At 34.7% G+C, this 25758-nt stretch carries 29 protein-coding genes; 11 read left to right on the top strand and 18 right to left on the bottom strand.

The features are described 5' to 3' along the window. Positions 1-3: 3 nt before the first annotated feature. From mnmE to fliW, 12 genes are all read right to left on the bottom strand, one after another. On the bottom strand, positions 4-1341 hold the full coding sequence (mnmE, locus tag ACZ5EP_RS03265; RefSeq protein WP_464509412.1) for a tRNA uridine-5-carboxymethylaminomethyl(34) synthesis GTPase MnmE: 1338 nt from the start codon (positions 1339-1341) through the stop codon (positions 4-6). Next, positions 1301-1951, bottom strand: coding sequence for a Jag N-terminal domain-containing protein (locus ACZ5EP_RS03270; protein WP_464509413.1), 651 nt, complete (start codon positions 1949-1951; stop codon positions 1301-1303). The genes mnmE and ACZ5EP_RS03270 overlap by 41 nt, the downstream gene beginning before the upstream one ends. Then, entirely contained in the window at positions 1948-3486 is a 1539-nt protein-coding gene (gene yidC, locus ACZ5EP_RS03275; RefSeq protein ID WP_464509414.1) for a membrane protein insertase YidC, read from the bottom strand. Before yidC ends, ACZ5EP_RS03270 begins: the two co-directional genes overlap by 4 nt. Then, positions 3476-3808 carry a membrane protein insertion efficiency factor YidD gene (gene yidD, locus ACZ5EP_RS03280; RefSeq protein ID WP_246831105.1) on the bottom strand — a complete coding sequence of 111 codons (333 nt, stop codon included), beginning with the start codon at positions 3806-3808 and terminating at the stop codon, positions 3476-3478. Before yidD ends, yidC begins: the two co-directional genes overlap by 11 nt. Continuing rightward, positions 3771-4037, bottom strand: a complete 267-nt coding sequence (gene rnpA, locus ACZ5EP_RS03285) for a ribonuclease P protein component (protein WP_246831104.1) — start codon at positions 4035-4037, stop codon at positions 3771-3773. Before rnpA ends, yidD begins: the two co-directional genes overlap by 38 nt. A 20-nt stretch (positions 4038-4057) precedes the next feature. Further along, positions 4058-4192, bottom strand: a complete 135-nt coding sequence (rpmH, locus tag ACZ5EP_RS03290; protein WP_015901741.1) for a 50S ribosomal protein L34 — start codon at positions 4190-4192, stop codon at positions 4058-4060. Between the two features lie 38 nt (positions 4193-4230). Next, positions 4231-4731: a ribosome hibernation-promoting factor, HPF/YfiA family gene (gene hpf, locus ACZ5EP_RS03295; protein ID WP_127680197.1), complete on the bottom strand. Its 501-nt coding sequence runs from the start codon at positions 4729-4731 to the stop codon at positions 4231-4233. Between the two features lie 61 nt (positions 4732-4792). After that, positions 4793-5221: a hypothetical protein gene (locus ACZ5EP_RS03300; protein WP_464509418.1), complete on the bottom strand. Its 429-nt coding sequence runs from the start codon at positions 5219-5221 to the stop codon at positions 4793-4795. Beyond that, positions 5218-6204, bottom strand: a complete 987-nt coding sequence (locus ACZ5EP_RS03305; protein ID WP_464509419.1) for a prepilin-type N-terminal cleavage/methylation domain-containing protein — start codon at positions 6202-6204, stop codon at positions 5218-5220. The genes ACZ5EP_RS03300 and ACZ5EP_RS03305 overlap by 4 nt, the downstream gene beginning before the upstream one ends. Next, complete coding sequence (locus tag ACZ5EP_RS03310; protein ID WP_464509420.1) at positions 6201-6875, bottom strand: prepilin-type N-terminal cleavage/methylation domain-containing protein; 675 nt, start codon at positions 6873-6875, stop codon at positions 6201-6203. Before ACZ5EP_RS03310 ends, ACZ5EP_RS03305 begins: the two co-directional genes overlap by 4 nt. Next, positions 6853-7590 carry a pyrroline-5-carboxylate reductase gene (locus ACZ5EP_RS03315; RefSeq protein WP_127680189.1) on the bottom strand — a complete coding sequence of 246 codons (738 nt, stop codon included), beginning with the start codon at positions 7588-7590 and terminating at the stop codon, positions 6853-6855. Before ACZ5EP_RS03315 ends, ACZ5EP_RS03310 begins: the two co-directional genes overlap by 23 nt. Further along, positions 7587-7964 (bottom strand): flagellar assembly protein FliW, encoded by a 378-nt coding sequence (gene fliW, locus ACZ5EP_RS03320; protein ID WP_127680187.1) that lies wholly within the window; start codon positions 7962-7964, stop codon positions 7587-7589. Before fliW ends, ACZ5EP_RS03315 begins: the two co-directional genes overlap by 4 nt. 140 nt (positions 7965-8104) lie before the next feature. Between fliW and ACZ5EP_RS03325 the strand changes: the two genes are divergently transcribed. From ACZ5EP_RS03325 to cysE, 8 genes are read left to right on the top strand one after another with little or no spacing between them, the layout of a single operon-like run. Continuing rightward, positions 8105-10681 (top strand): valine--tRNA ligase, encoded by a 2577-nt coding sequence (locus ACZ5EP_RS03325; protein WP_464509421.1) that lies wholly within the window; start codon positions 8105-8107, stop codon positions 10679-10681. Then, positions 10674-11297 carry an outer membrane protein assembly factor BamD gene (bamD, locus tag ACZ5EP_RS03330; RefSeq protein WP_464509422.1) on the top strand — a complete coding sequence of 208 codons (624 nt, stop codon included), beginning with the start codon at positions 10674-10676 and terminating at the stop codon, positions 11295-11297. Before ACZ5EP_RS03325 ends, bamD begins: the two co-directional genes overlap by 8 nt. A 9-nt stretch (positions 11298-11306) precedes the next feature. Beyond that, positions 11307-13631 carry an endopeptidase La gene (gene lon, locus ACZ5EP_RS03335; protein ID WP_464509423.1) on the top strand — a complete coding sequence of 775 codons (2325 nt, stop codon included), beginning with the start codon at positions 11307-11309 and terminating at the stop codon, positions 13629-13631. Positions 13632-13643: 12 nt separating this feature from the next. After that, on the top strand, positions 13644-14240 hold the full coding sequence (gene flgA / locus ACZ5EP_RS03340; RefSeq protein WP_464509424.1) for a flagellar basal body P-ring formation chaperone FlgA: 597 nt from the start codon (positions 13644-13646) through the stop codon (positions 14238-14240). A gap of 12 nt (positions 14241-14252) precedes the next feature. After that, positions 14253-14768, top strand: a complete 516-nt coding sequence (locus tag ACZ5EP_RS03345) for a UbiX family flavin prenyltransferase (protein ID WP_464509425.1) — start codon at positions 14253-14255, stop codon at positions 14766-14768. After that, positions 14768-15232, top strand: coding sequence for a pantetheine-phosphate adenylyltransferase (coaD, locus tag ACZ5EP_RS03350; RefSeq protein ID WP_464509426.1), 465 nt, complete (start codon positions 14768-14770; stop codon positions 15230-15232). The genes ACZ5EP_RS03345 and coaD overlap by 1 nt, the downstream gene beginning before the upstream one ends. Next, the gene (gene tmk, locus ACZ5EP_RS03355; protein WP_464509427.1) at positions 15232-15816 is read left to right on the top strand and encodes a dTMP kinase; all 585 of its coding nucleotides are present in this window, start codon (positions 15232-15234) and stop codon (positions 15814-15816) included. The genes coaD and tmk overlap by 1 nt, the downstream gene beginning before the upstream one ends. After that, a complete protein-coding gene (cysE, locus tag ACZ5EP_RS03360; RefSeq protein ID WP_464509428.1) occupies positions 15794-16495 on the top strand; it encodes a serine O-acetyltransferase in 702 nt (233 codons plus the stop codon). The genes tmk and cysE overlap by 23 nt, the downstream gene beginning before the upstream one ends. 5 nt (positions 16496-16500) lie before the next feature. Here cysE and ACZ5EP_RS03365 read toward each other — a convergent pair whose 3' ends face one another. Together ACZ5EP_RS03365 and ppk2 are read right to left on the bottom strand one after the other, a co-directional pair. Continuing rightward, complete coding sequence (locus ACZ5EP_RS03365; protein WP_464509429.1) at positions 16501-18858, bottom strand: methyl-accepting chemotaxis protein; 2358 nt, start codon at positions 18856-18858, stop codon at positions 16501-16503. 34 nt (positions 18859-18892) lie between these two features. Beyond that, positions 18893-19801 carry a polyphosphate kinase 2 gene (gene ppk2, locus ACZ5EP_RS03370; RefSeq protein ID WP_464509430.1) on the bottom strand — a complete coding sequence of 303 codons (909 nt, stop codon included), beginning with the start codon at positions 19799-19801 and terminating at the stop codon, positions 18893-18895. A gap of 87 nt (positions 19802-19888) precedes the next feature. On the opposite strand from ppk2, the gene ACZ5EP_RS03375 reads away from it, so the two are divergent. Genes ACZ5EP_RS03375 through ACZ5EP_RS03385 form a run of 3 tightly spaced genes read left to right on the top strand, consistent with a single transcriptional unit; the run spans position 19889 to position 22375 of the window. After that, complete coding sequence (locus ACZ5EP_RS03375; protein ID WP_464509432.1) at positions 19889-21058, top strand: pyridoxal phosphate-dependent aminotransferase; 1170 nt, start codon at positions 19889-19891, stop codon at positions 21056-21058. Beyond that, positions 21051-21332, top strand: coding sequence for a Dabb family protein (locus ACZ5EP_RS03380; RefSeq protein WP_464509434.1), 282 nt, complete (start codon positions 21051-21053; stop codon positions 21330-21332). The genes ACZ5EP_RS03375 and ACZ5EP_RS03380 overlap by 8 nt, the downstream gene beginning before the upstream one ends. Positions 21333-21334: 2 nt before the next feature. Next, positions 21335-22375: a GGDEF domain-containing protein gene (locus ACZ5EP_RS03385; protein ID WP_464509435.1), complete on the top strand. Its 1041-nt coding sequence runs from the start codon at positions 21335-21337 to the stop codon at positions 22373-22375. Position 22376: 1 nt separating this feature from the next. Here the strand turns inward: ACZ5EP_RS03385 and ACZ5EP_RS03390 are convergent, their stop codons facing one another. The 4 genes from ACZ5EP_RS03390 to ACZ5EP_RS03405 are packed head-to-tail and all read right to left on the bottom strand — an operon-like array spanning position 22377 to position 25749. Continuing rightward, a complete protein-coding gene (locus ACZ5EP_RS03390; protein ID WP_246831103.1) occupies positions 22377-22976 on the bottom strand; it encodes a DedA family protein in 600 nt (199 codons plus the stop codon). Continuing rightward, complete coding sequence (gene xth / locus ACZ5EP_RS03395) at positions 22966-23718, bottom strand: exodeoxyribonuclease III (RefSeq protein ID WP_464509437.1); 753 nt, start codon at positions 23716-23718, stop codon at positions 22966-22968. The genes ACZ5EP_RS03390 and xth overlap by 11 nt, the downstream gene beginning before the upstream one ends. Before the next feature lie 23 nt (positions 23719-23741). Continuing rightward, positions 23742-25124 carry an FAD-binding oxidoreductase gene (locus ACZ5EP_RS03400; protein ID WP_464509439.1) on the bottom strand — a complete coding sequence of 461 codons (1383 nt, stop codon included), beginning with the start codon at positions 25122-25124 and terminating at the stop codon, positions 23742-23744. A 1-nt stretch (position 25125) separates the two neighbouring features. Further along, the gene (locus ACZ5EP_RS03405) at positions 25126-25749 is read right to left on the bottom strand and encodes a plasminogen-binding N-terminal domain-containing protein (RefSeq protein ID WP_464509440.1); all 624 of its coding nucleotides are present in this window, start codon (positions 25747-25749) and stop codon (positions 25126-25128) included. Between the last annotated feature and the right edge of the window lie 9 nt (positions 25750-25758).

Here is a 25758-nt window from a genome sequence, read left to right on the forward strand (position 1 = left end):
TGTTTATTTTCCTACGCAAAAGCTTCCGAACATTTTATCAAGCATCTCGTCATATTCGAAAGGTTTTGTAATTTCGCTTATAGCTTTAATAGCATCCTGTATATGATAACTGAAAAGTTCGAGCTCTCCGGTTTTTAAAAATTCATTAGATTCTTCTATGGATTTAACGGCCTTTTCTACGGCTGATATCTGTCTTGCCGAAATAAGGATATGTTCATCCTCTCCGCTGTAATTGTCAAGAAGCTCTTTTAGTTTCGCAATTAAAGGAGATATATCTTCTTTTGCAGATATTTTAACACTCGGAAGAGAGCCGAATATACCAGTATCGAAACTGATACCTTTATCAATTTTATTAATTATTACAATTACGTCTTTATTGCTGTTTTTGATTAAATTTAGAATTTCTTCATCTTCTGAATCAAATTCTCCGGCGTCAAATACAGCCAGAACTATATCAGCTTCTTTTATTGCTTCTTTGCTCCTTTGCACGCCTATCTTTTCTATTTCGTCTTTAGCGGCTCTTATTCCGGCCGTATCAATAATTCTGATTAAATGTGAGCCTATTTGGATATCTTCTTCTATCGTGTCTCTTGTCGTTCCTGCAATGTCGCTTACAATTGCCCTTTGCTTATTTAAAAGAGCATTTAAAATAGAGCTTTTACCAACATTGGGCTTACCTATGATAGCAACCTTATAGCCGCTAAGCATTCCTTCTCTTCGTTTGCTGGCTTCTAACGTATGGTTAAGCAGTTTTTTTATGGTATCAAGTCTCTGTTCTATTTCATATCCTAAAGTTTCAGGCAGATCTTCTTCGGCATAATCGATAAAGACTTCTGTATAAGCCATTATTTCTACCAGTTTTTCTCTGACTTCATTAACAAATTTAGCAAGGTCACCGTCAAGCTGCCTTGATAAAAGTTTTGCTCCCTCTCGCGACCTTGTTTCTATAAGTTTAGCAATCGCCTCAGCCTGTGAAGCGTCTATTTTACCGTTTAAAAAAGCCCTTTTAGTAAATTCGCCCGGCATTGCCGGTCTGGCACCGTAATTAAACAGCGTTTCAAGCACCAGCCTGCTGACAACAACTCCTCCATGACATTGAAACTCTACTATATCCTCTCCGGTAAAAGAATTAGGAGCTTTAAAATATATAACAAGCCCTATATCGATAAGGTCATTGTTATTGTCATACAATTTTGAAAGTGTTGCGATTCTTGGCTGAAGATTTTTTTTTGTAAGTTTTTTTGCAATATCTAGAGCATTGTCTCCGGAAAGTCTGACTATTGAAATGGCGCCGACGCCGTTAGGCGTGGCTATTGCCGCTATCGTTTCCATGTTTTTCACCTATAACAACAAATTTTTCACCGTTTCTTTCTTTTATGGCAACATATCTGTCAGGAAATTCTTCTCTTAATATTTCAAGTGCGATAAAAGCAAGTATTCCGTCAAAAGGTTTTGTTTTGCCATAGCCTCTTTCTTTAACCCTTTCAATAAAAGGCACCAAAAAGCTTCTTAACATTTCTTCCTGGGTTTTTAAAAACTCGGCAATTTCAAGTCTTACTTTAAATCCGTATTTTTGGTTTATCCAGCTGTAAAGCATAAAATTCAGCGCATTGTATCTGTATCCTTCTTTTCCTATAAGTAACGCTGCGTCTTCCCCGTCGATTTTAATATATACGGTTTCTTCATCGTATTTACTTACTTCAAACGTGTCAAGATTAAAACAGGACTTAGAAAAAAGGTATTTTAAATGTTCCTGTATTTCAGGAATAACATCATCAATATCTCTTTGGATGTTTTCTTCAACTTCTATAATGGCGGTCTTTGAAAAAAGGCCGAAAAGGCCGCGGCTAGGATACTGGATTATTTTTACCTCTAAATCTGTAACTGAACAGTTTAGTTTTTTAGCAGCTTCGTAATAGGCGTCTTCAAGAGTTTTTGCCTCTACTTTCATTTTTTAGCCTTTGAAGCCATAATTCTGTTAATTAACCACTGCTGAGCTATTGACAATATGTTATTTGTTGTCCAATATAATACCAGCCCTGCAGGGAATGTAGCCATCATAAATGTAAAAATAAGCGGTAAGAACTTAAATATTTTTTCCTGCATTGGGTCTTGGAAATTTGTAGGAGTAAGTCTTTGATGAATATACATACTCACACCCATTAACACAGGTAAAATAAAATACGGATCCATAGCGCTTAAATCGTGAATCCATAAAAATGAAGCGCCTTTTAATTCAATTGCATATAATAAAAGCTTGTAAATACCGTAAAATACAGGTATTTGAAGAACTAGCGGCAAACATCCTCCAAGAGGATTTGCACCGTGTTCTTTATAAAGTTTCATCATATGCTGCTGAAGTTTTTGAGGGTCTTTTTTGTATTTCTGCTGTATTTCTTTCATTTTAGGAGCAAGCTCTTTAAGTTTATACATGCTTACCATTCCCTTATATGTTAGAGGGAACAGAACAAGTCTTACCAAAATAACGAGTAATATAATTGCAATACCCCAGTTTCCGACTATTTTATAAAAGAAATCCAATACGAAAAACAGATTTTTTGCAAAGAATGTACCTACTCCGTACTGAACTACATCTACAAGCTGAGGATTTATAGCTTTTAAAGTATCTACGAATTTAGGTCCGATATAACCTATAAAATCTCTGTTGTCGTCAGCTTTGATAAAGGCAACAGGATTTTGTTCATTATCAGGCTGAATTACAACGCTGTAAGGTTTTTTTGAAAACAGAAGTGTTGTATAGTATCTGTCGAACTCTGCAGTTACAATGGCATTATCTATAGTTTCAGTTTCTGCGTCTCCGTCCTTTACAATTGTAAGGGTGCCGTCGCTTTTCTTAACAACCAGACCGTGAATAGTAAGTTTGTCTACCGCAACATTCGGTCTGTATCCCGGAGTAACATAATATATAGCCGGTTTGGAAAGTTTAATTTTTACATCATAATGCCCGTCTGGATAAAATGTAATTATTTTTGTGAGCTGTAATGTTTTTAAGTTTTGCGTAATTGTCAATGTCTGAGGTTTGTTATTTAAAACAATACTGCTTTTATCGGCTTTTACAGGTACTGTGAAAGCCAGTTTGTTAAGCTGCTGATTTTCAAATCTGATTTCAAGAGGTTTAGGCAGTTTAGAGTTAACAAGCTGTAAATGTTTACCGTTTTTTGTGTTAAATTTATTTTGTTTAAGTTTAAAACTGCTTATTCTACCTAAAGAGTCTATTTTGATTTCAAAATTTTTAGAAGTTATTGTAGCAACCGTTTTTATGTTTTGCTGTTTTTTAATTTGTGTTTTAATTGTTTCGTTTGAGTTTGTTTTAGTGTTTGTGACAGTTTTTTGAGTTTTATTCTGTTCTATCTGCGCTGCAGCTTTCTGATTCGGTGTTAACACGAAATAATCATATGCAACAAAAAACGCAAAAGATATGACTGTAGCAATTAATATTCTTTTTAATTGTCCGTTATTCTCCATATTCGACCTTTATTACTATATATTGATCTTTTTTATTAGTAGGTACAAGCCAGTATTTTAATTTAGGCTTTTTAATAAAAAAGGTTGTTTTTATTTTTCTTTTAACAACAGGGAAATCTATACCGCCTTTAAATAACTGGTTACACGTTAAAAAGCGTACAGTTGATTTAAAAACAGCCCTTAAAAAAGTATCGTTTTCTAATTCAATTTTTGCATATTCTGAACAGCTAGGATAATATCTGCAATTATTGCCCAGCAAGGGACTGATAAACAATTGATAAAAACTAATTAATTTTAGTGGCAAGTTTTTTAAACTCTTCATAAAGTTTTTCAAAATCATATTCCGATATGTCTTTTTTGGCAACTATTGCAAATCCGCCATTGCTTAACAAATTATAGGCAATGTATCTGATTCTTCTTTTTATTTTATTTCTGATTACCGCTTTTTTGGAAATTTTTTTAGAAACTATAGGCGACACTTTTAAAGTGTCGGAGGGAAGATAATACAATAAAAAATTATCGCTATAAAATCTCTTCCCTTTTTTCAACACATCTTTTATTTCTTTTTTATTTAAACCGCTAATCTTTTTCTACCTTTAGCTCTTCTTCTAGCTAATACTTTTCTTCCGTTTTTAGTCTTAAGTCTGGCTCTGAACCCGTGAGTTCTTTTTCTTCTGATTTTACTTGGTTGATAAGTTCTTTTCATTTATTCTCCTTTTTTTTGACGGAATTTTAACAAAAAAATCAATATAATCCTAATTTTCCGTCTTTTCTTCTATAAATAACTCTTTTTTCTCCTTCAGTATCTTTAAATACCATAAAATATAAACCTGAGTTTTTAAATTCTTCTTTTGCTTCGTCAATTGTAAGAGGTTTTTCAATATCTAAAGGCATTTCTACAATTTCATCCTGCTCGTCTTCGACAATCAGCTCTTCGATTCTGTCTTTTTTACGATAATCGGTGATTTTATCGTGATATCTTCTTAGAAGTTTTTCAAGTTTGTCTTTCGCTTTGTCAAGTGCGGCATACATATCTTTATCTTTATAATGTACTACTGCCGTACCTTTATCAGGAATATTCATAATTATTTCCACTGTAAAGAAATCTCTTTTATCTTTTTCAATTGTTACAATTGAATGTAAAATTCCTAAATTATATTTTTCTACTTCGCTTACTACTTTTGAAATATGGTCTTTCATAGCTTCAGTAAGCTCTACATTCCTACCAACTATTGTTACGTTCATGGTACTCCTTTCTAATTAAATAACAAACTAACCGTTTGTTATTTAAATTATAACCTATATATTAAGGATTTTGAAGAGTAAAACGAACTTTTCTTATGTGAAAATTTGGATTTTTAGAAGCAACGGTTACATATACCAGTACGCTGCCGTTTGTATCCGCCGTTTTAATTTCACTGCATTTACACCCGCTCCATATTGCAGAAGAACAGTTACCGTCTATAAAATAATGATATGTGACGTTTATATCAAATAGATTATCACTCATATGTATTTTATTCAGGCACTTGTTTGTTGAATTTATTTCATGCCCCTGCAAAGCAAGTATTGCGTATTCCGTGGCGCTTTTGAGCATTAAATTTGCTCTTGTATCCATAAAACTTCTTGATACGTGTACATTTGAAGCTGAACTGAATTTAAGAATCATTACACCTATTATAGACATAACAACAATAAAAACTATCGTAATAATCATACTGAACGATTTTCTCAAAATACCACCTTTTCTTTACATAATGTAAGATTGTAATCAGTCAGTTTGGCACTAGGAGCGGTTATACATAAATACAGTCTGAGAACCCCTCCCTCTTCTTTAAATTTAAACTGCGTTACGTGTGTAGCCAAAAGAGTGCTGTTTCCATCCATATACATTTCCGAATTCCAAGGGAAATAATTAAATCTTAGAGTCAGGTTATAATCATGTGTAGCCGCATTATAAACAGGAACTATGGCCATTGCTCCCCTAACGATATAATAACCTTCATATACTGTTGTCGAGTTAGATTCGCTAATCGCCTTTAAAGCAAGTTTAGTATCGGATGTCGCATTAATATCAAACACCCTCGTGGCACTGTGTCCGTAATAACCGTATGAATTGTTTATATCGTCAAAATCCCCTCTTCCGTCGCTGCCGCTGAATACCAGCACGTCAAACCTGTCATTAAATACATTGCCGGAATTAGGAACACCCCAGTCGTTAATCCATGCCTGGTCAATCTGTTGAACTACCGTAAAATTGCTGTCCGGAGTGGTTATGTTGTATTCATCTCCGTTTCCGGTTTTCGTATCTTTTAAATCGACAAAACCGCTCCATCCCGGCTGCACATATTTTTTAGCCGGATTCCACATTCCTCTTTTTGAATACAGGGAAGTATAAAGCCATTCTATTACCGGATATTTATAACTATTAGCAGGTGTAAGACTGCTAATGGCTATAAAATTTTTATTACCGTTCGTAATACACTGATTGGTCGTCGCATTACATTCTACGGCTATTACACTGTTTTTGATTCTGTTTTCAAGTTTTGAAGCTATAATGTTAAGAGTCATATCCGTTTTTAAAGCCAGCTTGTTCAGCTCTTTGGTTTTTATATAGCTTTGAAAGGTGTTTTGCAGTATTTCTATAGATATAGTCCCTAAAATACCTAATATAACTATAACAATAATTAATTCCATTAAGGTAAATGATTTTCTCATCTGCTTATTTCCTCTAAAGATAAAAATTTGCTCGCACCGATGTTTGAAGTCGGATATCTTAACGTAATATTTGTATCCCCTACTTTACACCATACCGTAATAAGTTTTATGTTCGTATTGCTTGCAGGCGCCGAATAATTAAAACTAAAATTCATATCCTGGTCCGAATAATCCGCATTATCGCTTATATATTTAACATTAACGTTTATAACGTAATTCAAAAAATTTTCATGATATCCGTTAAAATCGTCAACATCGTCATAAGTGGAAAGATCGTTAGCGTTTTCTCCGGGATCAAGACCTATAGCGGAAGTAGTATAATTTGTGCCGCTTCTTAAAATATTGTTATTGAATTCAGCCTTTGCTACTCTACTCGTTTTTCCTGCGTATAATGAGGAATGATTATTTAAAAGCTCGCTGTCTCCGCCTGTGGCGTTCAAATCTTTATAAAAATTATCGCCCACGGTATTGTTTTCGTCAAAATATCTTGCGTTTATTAATGAAAGTACGGTAAATTCCTGAAAAAACACCTCTTCTTTCATTACCTGTTTATTTGCTCCGGTCATTGTCTGAAAAATAAAAGGGAATGTAGTCATTACTATTCCCAAAATAATAATCGATACTAATACCTCAAAAAGAGTAAACCCTTTAGATATTTTTAGATTTTTCATAAGTGTTTTTTACTGCCTTTATTATTTTCCCTCTTACGCCTTCGTTTTCAAGAGTATATATACCTTCAGCCGTTGTTCCTTTAGGAGACATTACGGAGTCTTTAATTTCGGCAAAATTATCCTCAATTGAAGCAAAACTTTTAAACAGTCCTTTTGTCAACTCCGCAGCTTTATCTCTTTTAAGCCCTATATAAACACCTCCGTCACTAAACGCTTCCGCAATTATTGCAAGATAAGCCGGTCCGCTTCCGATAATTGCAGTGGCCATATCTATCTCATCGTCATTTTCCATCCATACAACAGTGCCTATTTTGGAAAATATTTCTATAGCAAGTTCTTTTGCTTCGGAATCTCCCGTCAAAGCGGTAGTTGAAGCTTTATATTTTGCTGCAACATTAGGCATAGCTCTTATATAGGCTTTTGCTTTAATCCTTTGCAGATCCAGAAGACTTTTGCCTGCAAGTATAGATATAAGTACATCCGCCTCTCCTTTTAGCCTCATAGATACTTCCTGTAGCGCGTAAGGTTTAACGGTAAGCAAAACCGTTTTGCCTGTGATATCAAAACCGTCAAGTTCATAAAAAGCGCATCCGAATTCTTCAGCGAACTTCTTAAGCTTTTTCGTATCTCTTCCGACAACGGCAAATTCCATTTCCCCTTTTAAGCCGGAAGCGATAGCCCTGGCCATTGAACCGTATCCGAGTATATATATCATTCTTCGCTCTTTATAAAGTTTTTTAAAGGTTCGGTCAGTCCGTATCCATATTTTTCAAGAATAATCTGTCCCATTTTATTTTTATCAAGGTTAAAAATCAAAGGAGCGGCAAAATTAACAGTTGATTCTAAAAACGGTTTATTCACTATCATTATATTCAAAACAAGAAATTTGCTGTTTTCGTCAAGTTCTAATATTTTCTGTTCTTTTTCGCTTATTTCAAAATCATAGTCTTTTCTGACTAAAAACGGATTTATTAACGTAAATGCAATATTATCGTTTTTAAGTGTATAAAAATTATCATCTATTTTTTCTAATTCGAATTCTTTTATATTTTCGAATCCGAGTACCGGTAAAACAACTTCAAACTTCATTTTTTTCCTTTTTTAAATGAATCAAGCAATTGATATTCCTAATTATATCACAAAAAAAAATTTTATTATTTACTTTAAACGCCTTAAATCTTAACATCTAAACTATTTATAGTATAATTGCACGAAAAAAGGATTTATTAATGAGAGAATATAATCCTCACGATATTGAACAGAATTTTTATAATTTATGGGAAAATAAAGGTTTTTTTGAGGTAGATTATTCTAAAAAGAAAAATTTCTGCATCGTAATGCCCCCTCCTAACGTAACAGGAAGCCTGCATATCGGACATGCCCTGACATTTACACTGCAGGATATTATGGTCAGATACAAAAGAATGGACGGTTATGCCACTTTATGGCAGCCCGGTACCGACCATGCGGGAATTGCTACACAAAATGTTGTAGAAAAACAGCTTCTTGCGGAAGGGATTACAAAAGAAGAAATCGGACGTGAGGAGTTTTTAAAAAGAGTCTGGAAATGGAAAGAGTATAGCGGCGGAACAATCACCAAGCAATTAAGACACCTCGGAGCTTCTCCTGCATGGAGCAGAGAACGTTTTACAATGGATGAAGGTCTTCAAAGAGCCGTAAGGGTAGCATTTAAAAAACTGTATGAAGAAGGCCTTATCGTAAAAGGCAACTATATGGTTAACTGGTGTCCTAAAGACGGGGCGCTCAGTGACATAGAAGTGGAATACGAAACCCATAAAGGCCAGCTTGTACATATAAAATACCCTATTAAAGACAGTGACGAATTTGTAGTAGTTGCCACTACAAGACCGGAGACGTATTTTGGTGACACAGCTGTTATGGTAAACCCGGAAGACGAAAGATACAAACATTTAATAGGCAAAAAAGTAATCCTTCCGCTTGTAAACAGGGAAATTCCTATTATTGCGGATGAATACGTAGATATGGAATTCGGGACAGGATGTGTAAAAGTTACTCCCGCACATGACCCGAACGACTACGAAGTAGGACTCAGACACAATCTTGAAATTATAAAAGTATTCGACGAAAAAGGTATCTTAAACGAACATGCCCTTGAATTCAAAGGCCGCGACAGAATAGAAGCCAGAGAAGACATTATTAAAAAGTTAGAAGAAAACGGATTTATCGAAAAAATAGAAGAGCACACACACCAGGTCGGACACTGCTACAGATGTAAAAGTGTAATTGAACCGTATGTTTCAACTCAGTGGTTTTTGAAAAAAGAAGTAGCGATCCCTGCGATTGAAGCGGCAAACAGAGGCGATGTGAAGTTTCATCCGAAACAGTGGAAAAACAACTACGACGCATGGATGAGGGAGCTCAGAGACTGGTGTATAAGCAGACAGCTTTGGTGGGGGCACCAGATTCCTGTATATTACTGCGACGAATGCGGACATGAGTGGGCAAGCGTTGAAGAACCAACAGAATGTCCGAAATGTAAAAGCAAAAATTTTCATCAGGACCCTGACGTACTCGATACTTGGTTCAGCTCAGCACTCTGGCCATTCTCAACACTCGGATGGGAAAACGGCGAATGGGGCAAAGGCGAAAAATGGATGCCTGAAGACCTTGAAAGATTTTATCCAAACAACCTTTTAATTACCGGGTTTGACATTCTTTTCTTCTGGGTTGCCAGAATGATGATGATGGGTACGCATTTCCTAAAAGACGTGCCGTTTAGAGACGTATACCTGCATGCTCTCGTCAGGGACGAACACGGACAGAAAATGTCTAAATCTAAAGGAAACGTAATAGACCCTCTTGAAATGATTGAAAAATACTCAGCAGACGCGCTTAGATTCACTCTGGCTATTCTTGCGGTCCAGGGAAGAGATATTAAACTCAGCGAAGCTAAACTGATTGAGAGCAGAAACTTTACAAACAAATTATACAACGCTGCAAGATTTTTAAAAATGCACAGGGATAAATTTGAAGATCTGGATAATACCGAGATTAAAACAGACCTTGGAAAATGGATGCTTTACAAACTAAATGAAGCCACAAAACAGGTTAGACGCGAGCTTGACGAATACAGATTTAACGACGCAGCCATGACGCTTTACAGATTCTTATGGCAGGATTTCTGCGACTGGGGAATCGAGCTTAGCAAAGTAAGCAAAGAGTCAATTACAGAGCTTGGAAGCATCTATAAAGAGGCAATGAAACTTCTTCATCCGTTTATGCCGTTTATTACAGAGTTTTTATATCAGGAGCTTTCACTAACAGATATTGAAAACAATTCTATTATGCTAAAAGATTTCCCTCAGGTTAAAGAAATTGAAAAACCGGCTGATTTTGATATGATTATCGAAGCAATCGTAAGCCTCAGAAGAATCAAAGCCCTTACGGGTGCGAAAGAGATCAAAAAAGCATATGTATTAGCCGACCTTCCGGAACTTGCAAAAGAATACATTAAAAAGCTTGCACGTGTAAACGAAGTTGAATTTGTAAATTCTCAAATTCCAAACGCCATAAGAGATATAAGCGACAATCTCGAAACTATGGTCAGCAAAGAGGAAGTGGACATTACGCCTCTGATTGAAAGACTCACCAAACAAAAAGAAAAACTGAATAAAGAAATAGAAAAACTTGAGAAAAAACTTGCAAATAAAAACTTTGTAGAACGCGCTCCTCAAGAGGTTGTAGAAAAAAACAGAAACGAATTAAACGAATTTAAAGAAAAACTTCAAAAAATCGAAGAAGAATTAAGGAAATTAAATGACTAAAAAAACAGCCCTTTTGATACTCCCTTTTTTATTTTTAGGATGTTCTACAAAAAACGTAACCCATTCTCAAAATCTTACAGCGCTTAGCTGGCATTACAAAATTTATAAAGATATACAAAACTCAAACTTAGACCAGGCCGATGAGGACTTTATTTCATTAGAAGCCGAACATCCGGCTTCCATTTATATAAAAACGGATCTGCTTAACCTGTATTTAGCACACCTTGCAAACAAAGAATACGACCTTGCAAAGTTTTACATAAACGAATATGAAAAACGTTATGCTTCCCCTAAAGAAATTCCGTGGATAGAATATCAGAAAATAAAACTAAACTATTTAAGCTATACGAACGCATACACAAACCAGGAAAAATTACTGAATATTATCACTATGTGTAATAATTACCTTTTAAACTATCCCGATTCAAGTTTTGCGCCGGAAGTATCTACTGTTTTGGCAAAAGCCGAATTGACAAATAAATATTTAGATGATAAAATAAGTAAACTATATAAAAAACTTGACAAACCAAAAGCTTCAAAACTTTACAAAGTAAAAATTCCAAAAGATTCAAAACCGCCGGTTATTCCATGGTATAAAAAACTATTTTATTGGTAAGGAGAAAAATTGACATTAGAAAATTACGCAAAGCTGCCTAGTATAATACCCGTTTTAAAAGAAAAAGAATTAATATATCCTTTTATGATTATTCCTATATTTTTAGAAGACAAAAACGATATTATTGCCGCTCAAAAAGCTATAAACGATCATTCTTTACTTTTCGTTTCGATAAATGACGATATCGGAACATACGGAACAATAGGTACTATTATAAGAAAGGTTACACTGCCTGAAGGCAGAGTCAAAATCCTTTTTCAGGGTCTTGTCAGAGGAAAAATACTTGAAATTACTGACAAAAACCCAACAATGGCTTTGATAGACAAAGTCGAAGCGCATACCGACGCAAGTAAAAAAGAGATAGGCGCCCTGCTCGAAACGCTTAAAGAACATATAATAACATTAAGCGACTTAAGTCCTTTTTTCCCTAAAGACTTTATCAAAATAATAGACAACAACAGCGATGCGGACAGAATTATCGATATAATCGCCAGCTCTTTAAAACTGCCGGTAGAAAAAGGATATGAGCTCTTTAAAGAAACGGATACACACGAAAGACTTGTAAAATTAATTCATTTTATTCTTGAAGAAATTGAATCTATAAAGCTTAAAAACGAACTATCCAAAAAAGTAATGGAACAGGTCCAGGAAGCCAACAGAGAGCACCTGCTAAAACAGCAGCTTAAACTAATTCAACAGGAGCTCGGAATTACAAACGAGCTTGAAGAAGAAATAAAAGAATATTATGAAAAGCTTGAAGAGCTTAAGCCACATATGCCTCAAAACGCATACAAAGAAATCAAAAAACAGATTGACCGTCTAAGCAGAATGCATCCGGAAAGCGCTGAGGCTACCACCACTCAAAACTATATAGAATGGGCTCTTGAAATTCCTTTCGGAAAATACGCAAAAGAAGAATTCAGTATAGAAGAGCTCAAAAACAGACTGGATACCGACCATTACGGCCTTAAAAAACCTAAAGAAAGAATAGTCGAATATTTTGCCTCTAAAGAGCTTGCAAAATTAAGAGACAACGAATTTAACGGTGCGATTTTATGTTTTGTAGGCCCTCCGGGGGTAGGTAAAACCTCACTGGCAAATTCAATAGCAAAATCCCTCGACAGAGAGCTTGTAAGAATTGCTTTAGGAGGACTTGAAGACGTCAACGAACTCAGAGGCCACAGAAGAACATATATTGGCGCAATGCCGGGAAGAATCGCTCAGGGACTGATTAACGCTAAACAGATGAATCCCGTAATGGTTTTAGATGAAATTGACAAAGTCGCAAGATACAGAGGGGACCCTACCGCAGTGCTGCTTGAAATTTTAGACCCAGAACAAAACAGCGCGTTTAGAGACCTTTATCTGAATTTTGATCTGGATTTGAGCAAAGTGCTGTTTATCGCCACTGCAAACGATCCTAGCACAATTCCGGGTCCGCTTAAAGACAGAATGGAAATGATTTTCGTAGGAAGCTACACTCCTCAGGAAAAATTCGAAATTGCAAAAAGATATCTGATTCCTCAAGAGCTTAAAAAACATTCTCTTAAAAAAAGCGAAGTAACAATAACAGACAAAGCGCTTGTGGAAATAATTGACAAATACACCAAAGAAGCAGGAGTCAGAAACTTAAGACGCGTAATTGCAAAAATAATGAGAAAAGCCGCTTTAAAAATCATTCAGGGTGAGAAAAAAGTCAGAATAAGCATTAAAAATCTTGAAGAATTTTTAGAAAAAGGCTATTACGGTATCGACAGCGTCGACAAAAAAGACAAAGTAGGCGTGGTAAACGGCCTTGCGTGGACTCCTGTGGGAGGAGATGTTTTAAGGGTTGAAGCCGTTAAATACAGAGGCAGAGGACAGGTTATTTTAACCGGTCAGCTCGGTGACGTTATGAAAGAATCGGCTCATATAGCCTATACCCTTATTAAAGTTTTAATAGACAATAAAAAATTAAAAGTCGCAGAACGCTCAAAAGATCCGATTTACTCAAAATACAATATCCATATCCACGTGCCTGAAGGCGCCATTCCGAAAGACGGCCCAAGTGCGGGTATTACAATGACTACCGCAATTGCAAGTCTGTTTACAAACAGAAAAGTAAAAGCGGACGTAGCAATGACGGGCGAAATAACCCTGACCGGAGACGTGCTTCCAATAGGCGGCCTTAAAGAAAAACTTATAGCCGCATATAAAGCTAAAATAAAGAAAGTTCTTATACCTGAAAAAAATTATCAAAGAGACCTCGACGACATTCCGGAAGAAGTTAAAGAAGGACTGGAAATAATTCCTGTTAAAAGAATTGAAGAAGTATTACAAAATGCACTTACATAATGGAAATTAAAAATGAAAAAACTTTTATTTCTATTTATTCCTTTTTTTCTTTTTGCTTCTGTAAAAGAAGAAATTATAAAGTTTTACAAAAACCATTACCCTTCTATTGAAATAATATCTGTTAATTTTAACAAACATCTGCCTAAACATTATAAAAAAATCAGTTTCAGACTGGCAAACTATAAACTGCCCTCTTCTACCGTAATTATTGACGGAAAATATTATTTTTACAACATAAAAGCTTTTATAAAAGTGTATGTAGCAGTGAATGTAATAAGAGTCAATCAGCCTATTCTTCCAAATGTTGAACAAAAAACAATAAAATTCAGAAACTTTTATTCACAGCCCCTGACCAAAATCACACCTGATTTAGTCGCATCTAAAATTATTTCCAAAAATTCAGTAATAAACAAATCAAATACAAAAATAAGACCCACCGTCCTTGCGGGACAATCGGTAAGTGTATTGTTTGAAGATAAAAATATTGAAATTTACGCAAAAGGAACCGCTTTGCATGATGCAAACGCGGGAGAGCTGGAAAAAGTAAAAATTAATGGTAAAATATATGAAGGAACAGTCGATAAAAACGGAAACGTTATAATAAAATAAACAAGGCCATACATGAAAATATTAGTATGTATTAGCGGAGCAAGCGGTGTAAATTTAGGACTTAAATTATATAATCTCATCCCTTCCGAACATGAAAGATTTTTAGTCCTCAGCGAAAATGCAAAAACTGTATTTGAAAAAGAAGAAAATATTTTCTTAGACAATGATATTGCCGCTGCTCCGGCAAGCGGCAGCTTCGGAATAGACATTACGTTTGTCGTGCCCTGCAGTATGAACACTCTTGCAAAAATAGCTTTAGGCATAACTGATAATTTAATTACCAGAAGCGCTCAGGTGGCTATTAAAGAGAAAAAAAAGCTGATTATCGCACCGAGAGAAATGCCTTTTAGTGAAATTTATCTTGAACACATGCTAAAACTCTCTCGTTTTCAAAATGTTATAATTGCACCGCCTGTACTGGCATATTATAATAATCCGAAATCAATAGAAGATATTGAAATGTTTATGATAGGCAAATGGTTTGACCTTGCCGGAATCGATAATAATTTATTCAAAAGGTGGAAATAGTGTATACAAAAGCGATTTATCCGGGCACATTTGACCCCGTCACAAACGGTCATTTGGATATTATAAAAAGAGCCTGTAAAATGTTTGATAAAATTATAGTCGCCGTTGCAGACAATAAAGACAAAAACACAATGTATTCTCTTGAAAAAAGAGTGGAACTTATGAAAAAAGCGACTGCCGATATGCCTAAAATAGAAGTGGACAGTTTTAATTCCCTGCTGGTAGATTTTGCAAAAGAAAAAGAGTGTAAAATAATTATAAGAGGCTTAAGGGCGGTAAGCGACTTTGAATACGAACTGCAAATGGGCTATGCCAACAAAAGTCTCGACAGTGAAATTGATACGATATACCTTATGCCTAATCTTGAAAACGCTTTTATATCTTCCAGCGTTGTGAGAAGTATTTTAAAATATAACGGTGACGTATCCCACCTCATACCTAAAGAAATTATTAAGGATTTATAATGTATATTGCTATAGAAGGAATTGACACTGCCGGTAAATCTACGCAGATAGAACTGTTAAAACAAGAATATGAAAAAAACATCATTTTTATTAAAGAACCCGGGTTTACAAAATTCGGTGAAAAAATAAGAAATATAATTTTTAACGACAGCATATCTAAAAAAACGGAACTGTTTTTATTCCTGGCAGACAGGGCAGAAACGGTAGAGACGGTAATTAAACCTAATTTAAATAAAAAAATTATAAGCGACAGAAGCGTAATAAGCGGTATTGCATACGCAATGGAGTTTTTTGATTTTAATATGCTTGTAAACCTTAATAAATTCGCTACAGACGGAATATTCCCGGAGCTTGTTATAATTTTAAAATTAGATAAAGAAACATTGTCGTTCAGACTTTCTCAAAAAAATCACGACAATATCGAAAAAAGAGGAATCGAATATCTGTTAAATATTCAGGACAATATGGTAGAAGCCTGCAACAGACTGGAAATTCCATATCTGCTGCTAGATGCTTCAAGACCGGTAGATGAGATCAATTTCAGGATAAAAAAGGTGATCAGTGAGTATATGGACATTGATTAAAAAGGATTTTGAAGCCGTCAAAAACAGAGACCCGGCTTTTAAAAACAAAGTAGAACTTTTATACGCATATCCGGGAGTATGGGCTCTTGTAAATTACAGAATTGCCAACAAAATATATAAAAAAGGCTTTAAAAGATTTGCCCGCTTTATTATGTCAATAAATCAGTTTTTGACAAATATGGATATACATCCCGGAGCAAATATAGGAGAAAATGTATTTATAGACCACGGCATAGGTGTTGTAATAGGAGAAACCGCCATTATCGGCAACAACGTAACGATTTATCAGGGTGTTACATTAGGAGGTGTAAGTCTTAGTCCCGGCAAAAGACACCCTACCATAGAAGATGACGTAACAATAGGAGCAGGCGCAAAAATACTCGGAAATATAACTATAGGAAAAGGCAGCAAAATAGGTGCTAACTCCGTTGTGGTAAAAGACGTGCCCCCTTATTCAACCGTTGTAGGAATCCCTGGTAAAATAATAAAAAGACAGGATTATTCGCCTCTTGCGCATAATAAACTTCCCGATATAGAAAAAGAACTTTTTGAATACTTAATGGACAGAATTAAAGTGCTCGAAGAAGCGATTACAAACAATGATAAAGACATCATAGAAAAAGATGAAGAAATAGAGAAAAAATACAGAGATTATCTTGAAGCGCTAAAATATAAGTAAAAACGTTAGAACTTATTTCGTTCTACGTTTTTAAGCATCGTATCGGCCATTTCTTTTACTTCATCAGCCACATTGTCAACTTCTGAAACAAGGCCTTCCATTTCATGGGTTTTTTGATTAACTTCTTCGATTTTTGCAGTAGCTGCGGAAATCTCGTCAGTCTGTTTAATTATAGCATCGCCTATGCTCGTAATAGACTGCGTAAGAATATTAATATTCGCATCAATTTCGCTTAAAGATTTTTGCGTTTTTTCAGCCAGTTTTCTTACTTCATCGGCAACAACGGCAAATCCTCTACCGTGTTCCCCTGCTCTTGCGGCTTCTATTGCGGCATTAAGTGCAAGAAGATTTGTCTGGTCTGCAATTTCCTGAATAACATTTACAACGTTTTTAATATCCTGAGACTGATCAACAACCGTTCTTGTCTGATTTGAAATATCAATAATTTCATTATTCAGATTTTGCATTACCGCAGATAAATTAGAAAGTTCTTCAGATGAATGTTTGGCGACTTCTTTTAAGTGATCCATTTTTTGTTTTAATTCAGTAGATTTAAGTGTCAGAATTTCACCGTTGTCTTTATTTATTTTTAAAATATCCACTATTGTATCAATAACACTGTTAACGGCAATCTCCACTTTGCCTATTGCATCCTGGATTCTTTTAGTAAAATCTTTTTTCATCGCACTGTCAAGCACAACAACTGTTTTATTAACATCAACACCGATTATTTTTTCCAATGCATCCTGCATTTCGTTAAATAACACTCTTACTCTTTCAAGTTCAGGATTTGCTGCTTTTTCAGTAATTCTGCCTTCTAAAACGCCTCTTTTCATTTTTTCAACTTCTCTTACCAGACCGTTGATCATATTAGCGTCCTGCATTAGATTCTCTTCTATTTTTGATATGTTTTCATTAATATTTTTAGCCATAATGCCAAACTCATCGTTCGTTTCTATATCTATTTTTTTTGCTTCATTTGTTTCTCTGTTTAAAAATTTAAAGAATTCCAAAAGCCCGTTTTTAAGCTTTTCAACAGATTCAACTAAATTTCTAGAAATAGATACACCGATGTATAAAATAAGAATTACCAGCAATAATGTCAATACACTGATAGTAATAATGAAAACATAAGTTTTAGAGATAACTTCTTCAATGTTTTGTAATAACTGACGACCGATTTTATCGGCTATTTTTTTAAATTCATTTATTCTCTGAGTTGAAATTTTAATCCAGTCCGCAACGCTTATCTTATTGATATGTTTTCCGTTACTGAGAGTTTTAAATGCGTTAATAGCCGGAGAATCATTTACTTTTACGATTTTATCAAGCTGTTTTATACTCATTCCCTCTTTGTATGCTTTTACTACTTCAGGCAATCCGTGGTAATATTGTGTAAATACATCGTGTATTTTTTTAAGCTCGGCTTCTTCAGTTTTAGAAATTCCGTATTTTTTATACTCCTGGATTTCTTTTAACAGCTGTTTATAGTCTCTGTTGAATCTTTTTTCATACTTTTCTTTTCCTCTTAAAACATAATTTTTAAAATTATGAATCAGTCCGCCGTATCCGGCCAAATCTTTCATTTTAGAAACTATCGCTAGCTTAAGAGGTATAACCTGAAATTCTTTTCTGATTTCTTCAACCTGTTTTGATATACCTTTTGTCTGTTCGCGAATATCTCTGAGCTCTTCTAATATATTCTCCTGATTTACTATTGTAGAATTCCATGCCGTTAAGATTTTCTGATTCAATTTTCCCGTACTTAACATATAAGCTATATAAGCTCTTTCTTTCCCCGCATTTTCCGTTAACCATAAAATCTTGAAATATTTATTCATTTCATCACTTAATTTTTCATTTATGTAATACTTCAAAACTTCATCTTTAGTTTCTAAAAACGCTTTATTTATTTCAGAATAATATTTTATTTCATTTAAAACATTAACCTGCAGGTTGTCAATTTTTCTTCTCATTTCAGGAAGTCTGTCTAAAAGTTCAAAAGCTTCATCATATCTTTCATATATATGAATATCAAGTTTTTTTAATTTGATTTTTTTAATATAATGTTCTAATTCAGCGATTCTTTTATCGGTAACTTCTCTTTGCTGTTTAAGCTGAATAGCGAATTTTTTACCGTTGTTTGCAATATAAGCGGTACTTAAACCTCTTTCTTTTTGAAGCTCAACCAAAGCATTTGACATATAATTAACAGTTAAAACGACTATTTTTTGATAAATTTTCTGTTCATTTAACTTTGAATACTGGGAATAAATTAAATAACTTGCCAATAAAATAACAAATATTAACGGCACTCCTACCGCTATTAGTAATTTCTGTCGTATACTGAGATTTTTAAACATTAAAAGCCTTTTTTAAGATTAATTTTATCATATTTTAGTCTAATTGTAAATTTTTTCTATGGTATCTCTGCACGATATCAGGATCCGGATGCAGCGACACTTTTGCGTCTTTTTTACCGTCATACGGTATTTGAGAAAGCACATATCTTATACTTTCAAGTCTTGCTGTTTTTTTGTCGTTCGAATTAACAATAATCCACGGCGAATAACTGGTATGAGTTCTGCTGAACATTTCCTCTTTGTAATGGGTTATCTCGTCCCACAGTTCCTGGGCTTTTTTATCAACGGGTGAAAGTTTCCACTGTTTTAAAGGATTTTTCATTCTTTCTTCAAATCTTTTTTTCTGTGTTTCTTTTGAAATACTGAACCAGAATTTAATCATTATTATTCCGTCATCGATTAAAGCATGTTCTATCTCAGGTACTTCCATCATGAATTTTTCATACTGTTCAGGAGTACAGAATCCAAACACCGGCTCAACTATCGCCCTGTTATACCAGCTTCTGTCGAAGAAAACAACCTCTCCCGGATCCGGAAGATGTTTGAAATATCTCTGAAAATAAAACTGGCCCGTTTCAACTTCTGTAGGCTTAGGAAGTGCCACTACTCTGTATTTACGAGGATTCAAATGTTCGGTAAATCTTTTTATGGCCCCGCCTTTTCCTGCGGCATCACGCCCTTCGTAAATTATCATCACTCTTTTTTTATTTTCGAAAACCCAGTTTTGCAGTTTAATTAATTCTATTTGAAGTCTTATCAGTTCTTCTTCATATTCCACATCTCTTAAAACTTTTCGCAGTTTCTTTTTTCTTACAAGTCCTTTTAAACCCGTTTTTGTTCGAAGTTTTCTAAAAGCTTCTTCCAAAAAATCAAGTTTTTTCTGCAACTCTTCGTTTTTAATTTCTTTTTTTAAATCGTTAATCGTATTGAACAGTGTTTTCATGTATTGCCTTTTATTTAATTTTATAATAATAAATCGGCAAAATCAAAAAAATATTATATAATTATGGTAAAAATATAAGGGTTAAGAATGTTTAGCAAAAGAATTGAAAAACTCTCTCCTTCTCTGACTATAGCCATATCCCAAAAAGCCAGAGACCTTAAAGCATCCGGAAGGGACGTCCTTGCTTTTAGTGCCGGAGAACCAGATTTTGACACTCCTGAAATAATAAAAAAAGAAGCTATAAAAGCAATAAACGAAGGATTTACCAAATATACTGCCGTTGCCGGTATTCCAGAACTTTTAGAAGCGATAAAAATAAAATTAAAAAGAGATAACGGGCTTGATTATTCAACAGACGAAATCATTGTCAGCAACGGCGCAAAACAGTCTTTATACAATATTATGGCCTGTCTTATTGAAAAAGACGATGAAGTAATAATTCCTGCACCGTACTGGGTTACATATCCCGAACTTGTCAAATACCACGACGGTGTTCCCGTTTCAATTCATACAACTGAAGAGACAAATTTCAAAATAACCCCTGAAATGCTTAAAAAAGCAATTACACCAAAAACAAAAATGCTTATTTTAACTTCTCCTAGCAATCCTACAGGAGCTGTTTATTCTAAAGAAGAGCTTTCGGCTCTTGCGGAAGTGCTTAAAGACACAGATATATGGGTCGTAAGCGATGAAATGTATGAAAAACTTATTTATGAAGGCGAATTCTGTGCAACTGCCAGTATAAACGAAGACATGCTTCAAAGAACCATTACGGTAAACGGCTTAAGCAAATCTCACGCAATGACAGGATGGAGATTCGGTTATCTTGCAACAAAAAATAAAGATTTGGTAAAAGCAATGACCAAACTCCAGTCACAAATGACTTCAAATATTAACTCAATAACACAAAAAGCGGCAATACCAGCTCTTTTAGGAAAAGCTGATAACGATGTTGAAATGATGAGAAAAGAATTCAAAAAAAGAAGAGATTTCGTATATGAACAATTTAATAAAATCCCTGGACTAAGTGCCGCAAAACCTCAGGGAGCTTTTTATATTTACGTTAACCACAAAGAAATAATGGAAGAGTCAATGGCATTTGCATTAACACTGCTTGAAGAAAAAGGTGTTGCCGTTGTTCCTGGTATAGGTTTCGGAAGTGAAGGATATTTCAGATTTTCATTTGCAACAGATATTGATACCATTAAAGCGGGTATTGAAAGAATATCGGAATTTGTAAAGGGACTAAATGATTAGACACGTTGTGCTTTTTAAAACCAAAGAAGGGGCTCCTTTGCCTCTTTTTAAGGAAAAAATAGAAAACTTAAAACACAAAATACCTGAAATTCTTGATATAAATGTAGGTCTGGATATTAAGTTTGACCCTAATTCTTCCGATTTCTGTGTAATAACGGACGTAAAAGACGTAAAAGATTTAGAAGCTTATGCAAATCATCCGGACCATTTAGAAGTAATATCTTTTATTAAACCATATATAACGGAAAGGAAAGTAGTAGACTTTAAGGTATAAAAATGTTAATCAGATTAAAAAAAAGAGGCATGACCGCCTCAAGCCCTATTTTAGTTTTATTAATTTTAATATTATCCATAACTCTTTTTAACGGATATCTGCTTACTAAATCCTTAAAAAACTCTATTTACCAAGATGCTTTTTTAGTTAATAAATTAGGCCAAATTAGAGGTTCAATACAAAGATACGCCAAACTCAAACTGAACAACATATCAGCCGATTTCGTTAAAGAACAGATAGAAAACGATTTTAATATTATTAACCAGTTCGTTAAACAAAATTATATACCTGATGCTAAAAAACCTCATTTTTTGTATCTTTTAAAAAAAGTAAAACATGACTGGAATGAAATCAAAAAAGAAAAAAGCAAAGAATCTATTTTGATAACCAGCGAAAACTGCTGGAATGAAGCGAACAATCTTACCAACTATGCTGAACAGGTGTCCGAATACAAAAAAAACAAGCTTCTTAAAAAAGTGACTTACATTACTCTTGCAACCGCATTTTTGATACTATTGATAATATTCTTCGTATATTTTATGATAAAAAAAGGTCTAGAAAAAGAAAAAATTATTGATCCTCTTACTAAACTGTACAACAGAAGACATTTTATTGATAATTTTAACTATTTTATTGATCTCTATGAAAGATATAAAAGACCGTTTTCAATTATTTTTCTGGACATTGACAATTTCAAACAGATAAACGACACATACGGCCACCAAAAAGGTGATGAAATATTAATTAACCTCTCAAAACACATAATGCATGAATTAAGAAACACCGATCTGGCTTTCAGATACGGAGGCGAAGAAATAGTAATAATTCTTCCTGAAACAGAGCTTTATGAAGCTTATCAGATAGCAGAAAGACTGAGAGAAAGCATCAAAAACAAAATAAAAATAAAATCAAAACCGGTAACTGTAAGTATGGGCGTCGGAACTTATGACGGAGAAGGCATGTTCTCATTTATAGAAAGAGTTGACGAAGCGGTTTATGAAGCAAAAAGAAAAGGAAAAGACAGAGTTATTATCAGTAAATAATTCAGCTGTTTTTATCTTTTCTCAAATCCATAAAAACATAAATACTTGCAACAACAATTACCCCTCCGAGTAAAAAAAGGCTGCCGTAAACCACCTCTTTATGAGCGCTCTCTCCGGTCCCGAAAAGATAACCTATCATAAGCATAAAACCTACCCAGATTAAATTGGCACTGTAAGTCAAAGGTATAAACCAGCGAAGAGGCATATGCGAAAGCCCGGCAGGAATTGAAATATACTGTCCAAGTCCCGGAGTAAGAGGTGCCAAAAAAGCGGAAATTTTTCCGTGTCTTTTCCAGAATTTATTGACTTTTTCTATAATCGGCTTATCTTTTAAAAGTTTATTTACAAGATATTTAGCTAAAAAATAGTTTATAAGAGCTCCTGTCAAAGAGCCTAAAGAGCCTACCAGCCATAAAAGCAGAAGATGTTTTTGTCCGGTAGCCGCCAGATATCCTGCAGGCAGCAGTACCAATTCACTCGGTACAGGTATAAAAGTACCTACAAGCAGCATATACACATATACCCCCAAATATCCGATGGAATTACAAAAATGTACTAAAAAATTCACTATTTCATTAAACATTACAACCTCACAATTCAATTATTACCGGAACGTGATCCGAAGGAGTAGGTTTTCTTTTTCTTCTTACCGACGTAAGTATTTCGACATTAGACACTTCTTTTGCCACGGCGGGACTCAGCAGAAAATAATCAAGCCTCATACCTTCATTTTTATATACTTTGGCGCCTCTGTAATCATAGAAAGTATAAACTCTTTCATTTTTATGAAATTCTCTGATAACATCTATAAATCCCATATTTAAAAGTGTATTTATCATAGCTTTTTCTTCAGGAAGAAAAGTAACCTCCCCTTCCCATATTTCCGGATCCCATACATCCAAATCGCTAAAAGCCACATTCATATCTCCGCATAAAACCACTTTATCTTTATTTAAGTCAAATTTTTTTAAAAATTCAAACAGTTTTTCATAGAAATACATTTTATATTCGAATCTTTCACCGTAATTATCCCCTAAAGGCACATATACGTTTATAATATGTATATCGTCTATAAGAGTATACAAAAATCTTGCTTCTTCCAATTCTCCGTCGAAACCTTTTTGATATTTTTCTATAGGGAGCCTGGAGCAAGTTGCAACTCCGTTTAATTTTTTCTGTCCGTGTATTACACATTCGAAGTCATTATCGATTTTAGGAAATTTTTCCTCTTCTACTTTAATTTCCTGCATGCATAATATATCAATTCCGTATTCATTAATTAAATTTTGAACAATTTCCAGTCTGCTTCTTATTGAATTAACATTAAACGTGCAAATTTTCAACTTTCATTTCTCCATTTTATATTTTAAAGTCCCATTTTACCGGGATTAAGTATTCCGTTCGGATCAAATGCGTTTTTTATTTTTCTGAAAAGATTCAATTCCGCTTCGCTGAAAGCAAGTTTCATAAAAGGCGCTTTGCTTAGACCGATTCCGTGTTCTCCGCTTAGTGTTCCTCCAAGGTCAACAACCAGCTTAAATATTTCCTCGACAGCCTCATACCCTCTTTTTACCTCATCTTCTTTGCTTCCGTCAACCATTACGTTTACGTGAATGTTTCCGTCACCTGCATGTCCGAAACATGGAGCTAAAACGTTATATTTTTCAGCTATTGCGTATATACCGTTTAAGGCATCCGGAAGTTTGCTTCTAGGAACTGAAATGTCTTCATTAATTTTTTTGGTTCCATACATTGTAATAGACGGAGACGCATTTCTTCTTGCATACCATATTTCATTTGCTTCTTCATCGTTAGCGGCTATTTTAAATTCTTTAGCCCCTTCTTCTTTAAAGCTTTTTTCAAGAATCTGAAGCTGATAGTTTATTTCTTCTTCAACATTGCCGTCAACATCGCCCACTAACAGAGCTCCGGCCCAGTCAGGCAGATTTACTCCAAGTTTTTCCCTAAGCGCTTTTACGACTAATGCATCCATAAATTCCATTGCTACTGGCATTGCCCCGCCTGCAAGTGATTTATATACGGCATTCATCGCCTGTTCTACGTTTTCAAAAATACCCATATAAGTTTTTTTAAGTTTAGGTTTAGGAAGAAGCTTCATAGTGATTTCCGTAATTACCGCAAGCGTTCCTTCACTCGCAATCAATATCCCGGCCACATTATAGCCCGCAACGTCTTTAATCGTTCTTTTCCCGGCTCTTATGATATCTCCGTTCGGAAGCACCGCTTTAAGACTCATTACATAATCTTTTGTAAGACCGTATTTAGCCGCTCTCATACCTCCGGCATTTTCGCTTACGTTTCCTCCGATTGTAGAATAGTCCATACTTGCAGGATCAGGAGGATAAAAAAGTCCTTTTTCTTCTACTGCTTTTTGCAAGTCGGCGTTAATTACACCCGGCTGAACAACAGCGACCATGTCTTTCTCATCAATCTCTAAAATTTTATTCATGTATTTTTCCAAAGCAAGAACGATACCTCCGTTTACCGGAAGAGCGCCTCCTGTAAAGCCGCTTCCCGCACCTCTTGGAACGATAGCTATTTTATTATCGTTACAGTATTTTAGAACTCTGCTCACTTCCTCTTCATCGGCAGGAAACACAACCGCATCGGGCTCATAATGCTCTTTAGTGGCGTCATACGAATACGCTCTTAAATGAGGCTTGTCAATTTTGACGTCTTCTTCACCGACTATGTTTTTTAAAAATTCAATATGTTTTGCATCTATCATATTATTCCTTTATAAGACTTTTATAATATGCGATAATATTTTTGCCTTTTATATCGAATTTAGGATATGTTGTAAAAAATATTTCTTTATATTTGGCATTAACACTGCCGTATTTTTTAACGGCATAAAAGCTGTTTGCGTCCACTTCGTATATTTTATCCAATACGAATATAATTCTCCCTATATTCAGTTTTTTTGCAAAATTAATAAAATTCTCCCTGCTCGGTATACCTTCTAAAAACGCCGCAAAATTATCAGAACTGATAACGGTAGCGTTTTTATATTTTTCTTTCATTTTTAAATATTCAAGCTGATTAGGGGCAATAATCAAAATTCTGTCATAATCTTTGGCAAGAAGTATTTTATCTCCCTTTTTAGGTAAAACAACCGGAAGTGCAAAAGCGTCGTTTTTTAATTCCTTATAAACCAAAAGCTTAGCTTTTTTTCCGTAGCATACAGCTCTCGCACATATTATGTTTTTCCCGTTATATGGACAGAGAACCACACCGCTTACGCCTTTTTTTACATATTTGTCAAGCGTGGCAACATCAGAATTTACATTGGTAATAGTTACATCATAAGCATTTAAAAGTACCGCGAACATCAAAAAAACAAACCATCTCATAGGCATTCC

It is taken from the genome of Nautilia abyssi (assembly GCF_055388085.1).

What these genes read in the sequence shown, in the direction of transcription:
- ACZ5EP_RS03270 (WP_464509413.1), bottom strand. Translation starts at nt 1,951, where the DNA reads ATGAAAGTAGAGGCAAAAACTCTTGAAGACGCCTATTACGAAGCTGCT.
- yidC (WP_464509414.1), bottom strand. Translation starts at nt 3,486, where the DNA reads ATGGAGAATAACGGACAATTAAAAAGAATATTAATTGCTACAGTCATA.
- yidD (WP_246831105.1), bottom strand. Translation starts at nt 3,808, where the DNA reads ATGAAGAGTTTAAAAAACTTGCCACTAAAATTAATTAGTTTTTATCAA.
- rpmH (WP_015901741.1), bottom strand. Translation starts at nt 4,192, where the DNA reads ATGAAAAGAACTTATCAACCAAGTAAAATCAGAAGAAAAAGAACTCAC.
- hpf (WP_127680197.1), bottom strand. Translation starts at nt 4,731, where the DNA reads ATGAACGTAACAATAGTTGGTAGGAATGTAGAGCTTACTGAAGCTATG.
- ACZ5EP_RS03305 (WP_464509419.1), bottom strand. Translation starts at nt 6,204, where the DNA reads ATGAGAAAATCATTTACCTTAATGGAATTAATTATTGTTATAGTTATA.
- ACZ5EP_RS03310 (WP_464509420.1), bottom strand. Translation starts at nt 6,875, where the DNA reads ATGAAAAATCTAAAAATATCTAAAGGGTTTACTCTTTTTGAGGTATTA.
- ACZ5EP_RS03315 (WP_127680189.1), bottom strand. Translation starts at nt 7,590, where the DNA reads ATGATATATATACTCGGATACGGTTCAATGGCCAGGGCTATCGCTTCC.
- fliW (WP_127680187.1), bottom strand. Translation starts at nt 7,964, where the DNA reads ATGAAGTTTGAAGTTGTTTTACCGGTACTCGGATTCGAAAATATAAAA.
- ACZ5EP_RS03325 (WP_464509421.1), top strand. Translation starts at nt 8,105, where the DNA reads ATGAGAGAATATAATCCTCACGATATTGAACAGAATTTTTATAATTTA.
- bamD (WP_464509422.1), top strand. Translation starts at nt 10,674, where the DNA reads ATGACTAAAAAAACAGCCCTTTTGATACTCCCTTTTTTATTTTTAGGA.
- flgA (WP_464509424.1), top strand. Translation starts at nt 13,644, where the DNA reads ATGAAAAAACTTTTATTTCTATTTATTCCTTTTTTTCTTTTTGCTTCT.
- ACZ5EP_RS03345 (WP_464509425.1), top strand. Translation starts at nt 14,253, where the DNA reads ATGAAAATATTAGTATGTATTAGCGGAGCAAGCGGTGTAAATTTAGGA.
- tmk (WP_464509427.1), top strand. Translation starts at nt 15,232, where the DNA reads ATGTATATTGCTATAGAAGGAATTGACACTGCCGGTAAATCTACGCAG.
- ACZ5EP_RS03365 (WP_464509429.1), bottom strand. Translation starts at nt 18,858, where the DNA reads ATGTTTAAAAATCTCAGTATACGACAGAAATTACTAATAGCGGTAGGA.
- ppk2 (WP_464509430.1), bottom strand. Translation starts at nt 19,801, where the DNA reads ATGAAAACACTGTTCAATACGATTAACGATTTAAAAAAAGAAATTAAA.
- ACZ5EP_RS03375 (WP_464509432.1), top strand. Translation starts at nt 19,889, where the DNA reads ATGTTTAGCAAAAGAATTGAAAAACTCTCTCCTTCTCTGACTATAGCC.
- ACZ5EP_RS03380 (WP_464509434.1), top strand. Translation starts at nt 21,051, where the DNA reads ATGATTAGACACGTTGTGCTTTTTAAAACCAAAGAAGGGGCTCCTTTG.
- ACZ5EP_RS03385 (WP_464509435.1), top strand. Translation starts at nt 21,335, where the DNA reads ATGTTAATCAGATTAAAAAAAAGAGGCATGACCGCCTCAAGCCCTATT.
- ACZ5EP_RS03400 (WP_464509439.1), bottom strand. Translation starts at nt 25,124, where the DNA reads ATGATAGATGCAAAACATATTGAATTTTTAAAAAACATAGTCGGTGAA.
- ACZ5EP_RS03405 (WP_464509440.1), bottom strand. Translation starts at nt 25,749, where the DNA reads ATGAGATGGTTTGTTTTTTTGATGTTCGCGGTACTTTTAAATGCTTAT.